Origin of the sequence: Pseudomonas sp. V98_8, from assembly GCF_029967975.1 — a bacterium.
GTDB classification, from domain to species: Bacteria; Pseudomonadota; Gammaproteobacteria; order Pseudomonadales; family Pseudomonadaceae; genus Aquipseudomonas; species Aquipseudomonas umsongensis.
The window spans coordinates 1-6062 of sequence record NZ_JASCAE010000011.1 but is presented as its reverse complement, the minus strand read 5'-3'; the positions used below and the strand labels follow the sequence as shown (position 1 = coordinate 6062).

The following is a 6062-nucleotide window of genomic DNA, read 5'->3' as shown; positions in this document are numbered from 1 at the left end:
ATCACCGTCGTGCACGGCTCACGTCATACGTCGACAGCGGAACGCAGAGCGTCCCCGGCGGCATTCCTTTGCTGCGCGTGGGAACGATCAAAAAAAAGGGTCGTCGCAACCCGACGTTGCAGCGACCCGAGGGTGATACTTTAAGAGTCGCCCGCCGCAAAGGGCGTTAAATAATCAGTGCGCCCCAGCAGCCTTGTTCAAATCGCTCTCAGCCCATTCGGTATAAACACAGGCATCGGCAGTCGCCCAGCGCACACGCACCGGATCCCCCGCCTTCATGGGCATGCCCGCGGCGGATAGTGCCTTGACGGTCATCGACGTACCGCCCGACGTCACCACGCTGCACGTCTGGCTTTCCCCCAGGAAAAGCACTTCCACCACCTTGGCCGTCACTTCATTCCAACCGGCGGCCAACGGCTCCTGAGCGGCTTGCTCGAAACTCAAGGCCAGTGCCTTTTCCGGTCGCACCATCAACAGTACATCCTGGTCGGTTTGCAGGCCGGCTGTCAGGCGGATCGACAGCGACTGCCCCTCAAACGTTGCCACGGCGTTGCCCTGAGCCTTGAGCTTGAGGAAGTTCGAGTTACCGAGGAACGAGGCGACAAAGGCGTTCGGCGGATTCTGGTACAGGTCGTAACCGCTGCCCAGGCCGACGATCTTGCCGTGGCTGAAGATGGCGATGCGTTGGGACAGGCGCATGGCTTCTTCCTGGTCGTGGGTCACGTAGACGATGGTGATGCCCAGGCGCCGATGCAGCTGGCGCAGTTCGTCCTGCAAATCTTCACGCAGTTTCTTGTCCAGTGCGCCCAGCGGTTCATCCATCAGCAGGATGCGTGGCTCGTAGACCAGCGCCCGGGCGATGGCGACCCGTTGCTGCTGGCCGCCGGAGAGTTGCGAAGGGCGGCGATGGGCGAATTGCTCAAGCTGCACCAGCTTGAGCATCGCATCGACCCGGCGATCACGCTCGGCCGGGGCCAGTTTGCGGATGGCCAGCGGGAAGGCGATGTTGTCGCGCACTGACAGGTGCGGGAACAGCGAGTAGCGCTGGAACACCATGCCGATGTCACGTTTGTGCGGCGGCACATTGACCAGCGACTGGCCGTTGACCAGGATCTCGCCGCTGCTCGGGGTTTCGAAACCGGCGAGCATCGACAGCGTCGTGCTTTTTCCCGAGCCGCTGGAGCCGAGGAAGGTCAGGAATTCACCGTCCTTGATGTCCAGCGAGATGTCGTCCACGGCAGCAAAGTCGCCGTAGTATTTATTCAAGTTGCGCAGGCTCACCAGGGGCTTGTCATTTTGCTGCGCGGTATCTTTGATCACTGCACTCATGTCGTACTCCTGCGCTTAGGCGCTGATTTCATTGCGCCGGCGCAGTGCGGCGGCGATCACCATGACCAATACCGAGAGGCCGATCAGCAGCGTCGAGGCGACGGCGATCACGGGCGTCAGGTCCTGGCGCAGGGTGGTCCACATTTTCACGGGAAGGGTTTGCAGGGTCGGGCTTGCCATCATCACGCTCAGCACCACTTCATCCCACGAGACAAGGAAGGCGAAGAGGGCGCCGGCCACCATGCCCGGGCGAATCGCCGGGAAGGTCACCTTGAACACCGCTTGCAGGCGCGAGGCGCCGCAAATCACTGCGGCATCCTCGATCGATTGGTCGAACAGCTTCAGCGAGTTGATGATCGAGATGATGGTGAACGGCAAAGCGACGATGACGTGGCTGACCACGAACGCGAACATGGTTCCGGTGTAGCCCAGTTTCAGGAACAGCGCGTACACCGCCACGGCAATGATCACCAGCGGCACGATCATCGGCAGGGTGAACAGGCCGTAGAGCATTTCCCGGCCCGGAAAGCGCCCGCGCACCAGGGCGAAAGCGGTCGGCAGGCCCAGGGCCACGGCAAAGAACGTGGTCAGTACCGCGACCTTGAGGCTGGCCATGGCCGCGTTCATCCAGTCGGCATTGGAGAAGAACTGGCCGTACCATTTCAGCGTCCAGCCCGGTGGTGGGAACACCAGCCACTGGGATGAGCCGAACGACAGCAGGACGATGAACACGATCGGTAGCAACAGGAACAGCCCGATCAGCCCGGTGGTGGCGTACAGGCCAAAGCGCATCCGGCGGCTCATGGCATTGGGGGTCAGGAGCATGACGGCTTACCTCGCGTTGCTGGCGCCAACCGGGGATTCCGGCTGAAGCTTCAGGTAGAAGTAGAACAGCACCAGCGTGATGACGATCAGCAACGCGGCACCGGCGCTGGCCAGGCCCCAGTTGAGGAACGACTGCACCTGCTGGATGATGAACTCGGGCAGCATCATGTTCTGCGCACCGCCCAGCAGGGCCGGGGTAACGTAGTAACCGAGCGACATCACGAACACCATCAAGCCACCGGAGAACAGCCCCGGCCGGCACAGCGGCAGGAACACCCGGAAGAAGTTGGTCCACGGACTGGCCCCGCAGATCGAACCGGCCTGCAGGATCATCGGGTCGATGGCCTGCATGGTCGCCTGCAGCGGCAGCACGATGAACGGGATCATGATGTAGCTCATGCCGATCACCACGCCGGTGAGGTTATGCACCATCTCCAGCGGCTGATCGATGATGCCCATGGCCATCAACGCCTTGTTGATCACCCCGGAGGCTTGCAGCAACACCAGCCAGGAATAGGTGCGGGCGAGCAGGCTGGTCCACATCGACAACAGCACGATGTTCAGGATCCAGCGACCCCAGCCACGGGGCACCAACGTGATCGCCCAGGCCAGCGGGAATCCCAGTAGCAGGCTGAACAGCGTCACCAGTCCGGCCACCGAGAAGGTGTTGAGCAAGACACGGGCATACGCCGAGTTGGCGAACAGCTGCTCGTAGTTGCCCAGTCCCGGAGTCGGTTCCAGCACGCCGCGCAGCAGCAAGCCGATCAATGGGCCCAGGAAGAACAGTCCCAGGAACAGCAGGGCGGGGATCAGGTTGCTCGATCCGCGCCAGCGTTGCGCCAGGGTCGGGGTTTGCGTCATCGCAGCCGCCTTGCCGGCAGCGCCCGAGGCGCTCCCGACTGGCGTGGATGGACGGGACGCGGTTACCGTCATTTTCATTTGACCAGCCATTCGTTCCACCGTGTCGCGATAGCAGGACCGTTCTTGGCCCAGTACGCGAAATCAAGAGTGATTTGATCCTTGGCGTAGGCAGTCGGCAGGTTGGGCGCCAGGGTCGAGTCCAGGCGCGCCACGCTGTCGACGTTGACCGGGGCGTAGGCGGTCAGGTTGGAGAAGTCGGCCTGGCCTTTGGCGCTGCTGGCATTGGCCAGGAACTTCATCGCCGCGTCCTTGTTCTTCGAACCCTTTGGAATGACCAGGATGTCGGCCATGACCAGGTTCTGTTTCCAGCTCACGCCAACCGGCGCACCGTCTTCTTGCAGGGCATGAATGCGGCCGTTCCAGAACTGGCCCATGCTCGCTTCACCGGAGGCTAACAGCTGTTGCGACTGAGCGCCGCCGCCCCACCAGACGATGTCTTTCTTGATGGTGTCGAGTTTCTTGAAGGCGCGGTCCAGGTCCAGTGGGTAGAGCTTGTCGGCGGCGACGCCATCGGCCAGCAGCGCCAGTTCCAGCACGCCGGGACTTGGCCATTTATACAGGGCGCGTTTGCCGGGGTAGGTCTTGGTGTCGAACAGCGCGGACCAGTCCTGGGGCTTGTTGGCACCCAACTTGCCTTCGTTGTAGCCGAGGACGAAGGAGAAGAAGAACGAGCCGACGCCGTGATCGGAGACGAATCGCGGGTCGATCTTGTCGCGATCGATGACGTTGAAATCGAGGGGTTCGAGCAGGCCTTCGGAGGCTGCGCGCAAGGCGAAGTCAGCTTCGACGTCGACCACGTCCCACTGCACGTTGCCGCTTTCGACCATCGCCTTGAGCTTGCCGTAGTCGGTGGGGCCATCCTGGACCACGGTGATGCCGCTGGCCTTGCTGAACGGATCGGCCCACGCCTGCTTCTGTGCATCCTGGGTGCTACCGCCCCAGCTGACGAAGTTGACGCTTTCAGCAGCCGTTGCCACATGACTGACCGTGGCCAACAAGCCTGCGAACAGTATTGCGGATGCACGTTTGTTCAACACCATTTTCACGCCCTCATTTGTTGTGTTTTTGAGCGGGCTTGGTAATGCCCGCCTATCGGGAGCAGTAGGTCCATCTGGCCTTGAAAGGCGACCGTGCCAAGGGCTGTTGTGAGTGCTTTCCCTCGCGGGGGCGCTTGGCTAAATAGTCCGGTCTATGGAATATCATATTATGGTATTCCAAACTTTGTGCAAGCACTTTGCCTTACCGGCTATCAGCCAAAAATGCTTTTTTTGAGCTGCGGGGCGTACCCGGTACCGCGCAAACATCGCAATCCTTGTGGGAGCGAGCCTGCTCGCGAAAAGGGCCTGTCAGTCGAGACACATGTCGCCGGGTACATTGCCTTCGCGAGCAGGCTCGCTCCCACAGGGGACTACACAAATCCGAGGATCATTGGGTGAACGGGATGCTCTCCACCACTTCCAGGTCATACCCGGTCAAACCTGCGTACTTCAAAGGCGGCCCCAGATGCCGCAGCTTGCCCACGCCAAGGTTCTGCAGGATCTGTGCCCCGGTGCCGACTTCCGAATAGATCCGCGACTGCGAACGGTTGAACTGCCGCGGCGCCTGGGTCAATTGCGGCACCCGCTCCAGCAACGCTTGCGACGATTCGTGGTTGGCCAGGACCACCACCACGCCGCGACCTTCCTCAGCCACTCGCTGCAAAGCCGCCCACAACGTCCAGTTCGAAGGGCCGCTGTATTCGGCGCCGACCAGATCGCGCAACGGGTCGATGACGTGCACGCGCACCAGCGTCGCTTCATCGCGACGCAGATCACCCATGACCATTGCCATGTGGACACCGCCTTCGATGCGATCCTCAAAGGTGATCAGACGAAAGGTGCCATGTACCGTCGGTAGCTCGCGCTCGCCAATGCGCACCACCGTGTGTTCGGTACTTAAACGATAGTGGATCAGGTCGGCGATGGTGCCGATCTTGATCCCGTGTTTGCGCGCGAACACTTCCAGGTCCGGGCGGCGGGCCATGGTGCCGTCATCGTTCATCACTTCGACGATCACCGAGGCGGGGGTAAAACCGGCCAGGCGCGCCAGGTCGCAACCGGCTTCGGTATGGCCGGCGCGGGTCAATACGCCACCTTCCCGGGCACGCAGGGGGAAGATGTGGCCGGGCTGCACGATATCGGCGGCACTCGCGCCATGGGCAACGGCAGCGGCCACGGTACGCGCGCGGTCGGCGGCGGAGATGCCGGTGGTTACGCCAACAGCCGCTTCGATCGATACGGTGAACGCGGTGCTGAACACGCTGCCATTGCTGGGCACCATCTGCTCGAGGCCCAAGCGCTGGCAATGCTCGTCGGTCAAGGTCAGGCAGATCAGGCCGCGCGCTTCGCGGGCCATGAAGCTGATGGCTTCGGCGCTGCAGCGGTCGGCGGCCAACAGCAGGTCGCCCTCGTTTTCCCGGTCCTCGTCGTCCACCAGGAGCACCATCTTGCCTTGGCGGTAGTCTTCGATGATTTCTTCGATGCTGTTGAAGGCCATGTGGGGAGTCTCGATGTTTGATGGAGATATATTGTGGTATACCATAATACAAAACAAGCAGAGAGGTCACTATGAAGGCGTACTGGATTGCTCACGTGGATATCACCGACCCCGATCAATACAGCCAATACACCCAGCGGGCACCCCAGGCGTTTGCCCAATACGGTGGTCGGATATTGGCGCGTGGCGGGCGCAGCGAAGCGATGGAAGGTCGGTCGACGCCGCAGCGCAGCGTGGTGATCGAATTTGATTCCTACGAGCAGGCGCTGGCCTGTTATCGATCCGATCAGTATCAGGAGGCGAAAGGGCACCGCGAGGGCGTGGCGAAGGCAGAGGTGATCATTGTCGAAGGAATCGCCCCGGCATAACCCTGTAGGAGCTGCCGCAGGCTGCGATCTTTTGATCTTGATCTTCGGGGAGCCTTCAGGGCGCCAAAGATCAAAAGATCGCAG

The 6062-nt window shown here is 61.4% G+C and carries 6 protein-coding genes; 1 reads left to right on the top strand and 5 read right to left on the bottom strand.

Annotated features, from left to right (window positions below):
• Positions 1-174: 174 nt before the first annotated feature.
• The 5 genes from QLG10_RS07765 to ribBA form a co-directional block, all read right to left on the bottom strand.
• Positions 175-1329 carry an ABC transporter ATP-binding protein gene (locus QLG10_RS07765; RefSeq protein ID WP_110752940.1) on the bottom strand — a complete coding sequence of 385 codons (1155 nt, stop codon included), beginning with the start codon at positions 1327-1329 and terminating at the stop codon, positions 175-177.
• Positions 1330-1344: 15 nt separating this feature from the next.
• A complete protein-coding gene (locus QLG10_RS07760) occupies positions 1345-2154 on the bottom strand; it encodes an ABC transporter permease (RefSeq protein WP_007976227.1) in 810 nt (269 codons plus the stop codon).
• 6 nt (positions 2155-2160) lie between these two features.
• Entirely contained in the window at positions 2161-3093 is a 933-nt protein-coding gene (locus tag QLG10_RS07755; protein WP_177411661.1) for an ABC transporter permease, read from the bottom strand.
• Positions 3090-4115, bottom strand: coding sequence for an ABC transporter substrate-binding protein (locus tag QLG10_RS07750; protein ID WP_110752936.1), 1026 nt, complete (start codon positions 4113-4115; stop codon positions 3090-3092). Before QLG10_RS07750 ends, QLG10_RS07755 begins: the two co-directional genes overlap by 4 nt.
• A gap of 385 nt (positions 4116-4500) precedes the next feature.
• Positions 4501-5610 (bottom strand): bifunctional 3,4-dihydroxy-2-butanone-4-phosphate synthase/GTP cyclohydrolase II, encoded by a 1110-nt coding sequence (gene ribBA, locus QLG10_RS07745; protein ID WP_188265625.1) that lies wholly within the window; start codon positions 5608-5610, stop codon positions 4501-4503.
• Positions 5611-5681: 71 nt separating this feature from the next.
• Between ribBA and QLG10_RS07740 the strand changes: the two genes are divergently transcribed.
• The gene (locus tag QLG10_RS07740) at positions 5682-5978 is read left to right on the top strand and encodes a DUF1330 domain-containing protein (RefSeq protein ID WP_110752932.1); all 297 of its coding nucleotides are present in this window, start codon (positions 5682-5684) and stop codon (positions 5976-5978) included.
• Positions 5979-6062 lie beyond the last annotated feature (84 nt).

Excerpts from the sequence above, each read along its gene's own strand:
- QLG10_RS07765 (WP_110752940.1), bottom strand. The coding sequence starts at position 1,329 with ATGAGTGCAGTGATCAAAGATACCGCGCAGCAAAATGACAAGCCCCTG.
- QLG10_RS07760 (WP_007976227.1), bottom strand. The coding sequence starts at position 2,154 with ATGCTCCTGACCCCCAATGCCATGAGCCGCCGGATGCGCTTTGGCCTG.
- QLG10_RS07755 (WP_177411661.1), bottom strand. The coding sequence starts at position 3,093 with ATGAAAATGACGGTAACCGCGTCCCGTCCATCCACGCCAGTCGGGAGC.
- QLG10_RS07750 (WP_110752936.1), bottom strand. The coding sequence starts at position 4,115 with ATGGTGTTGAACAAACGTGCATCCGCAATACTGTTCGCAGGCTTGTTG.
- ribBA (WP_188265625.1), bottom strand. The coding sequence starts at position 5,610 with ATGGCCTTCAACAGCATCGAAGAAATCATCGAAGACTACCGCCAAGGC.
- QLG10_RS07740 (WP_110752932.1), top strand. The coding sequence starts at position 5,682 with ATGAAGGCGTACTGGATTGCTCACGTGGATATCACCGACCCCGATCAA.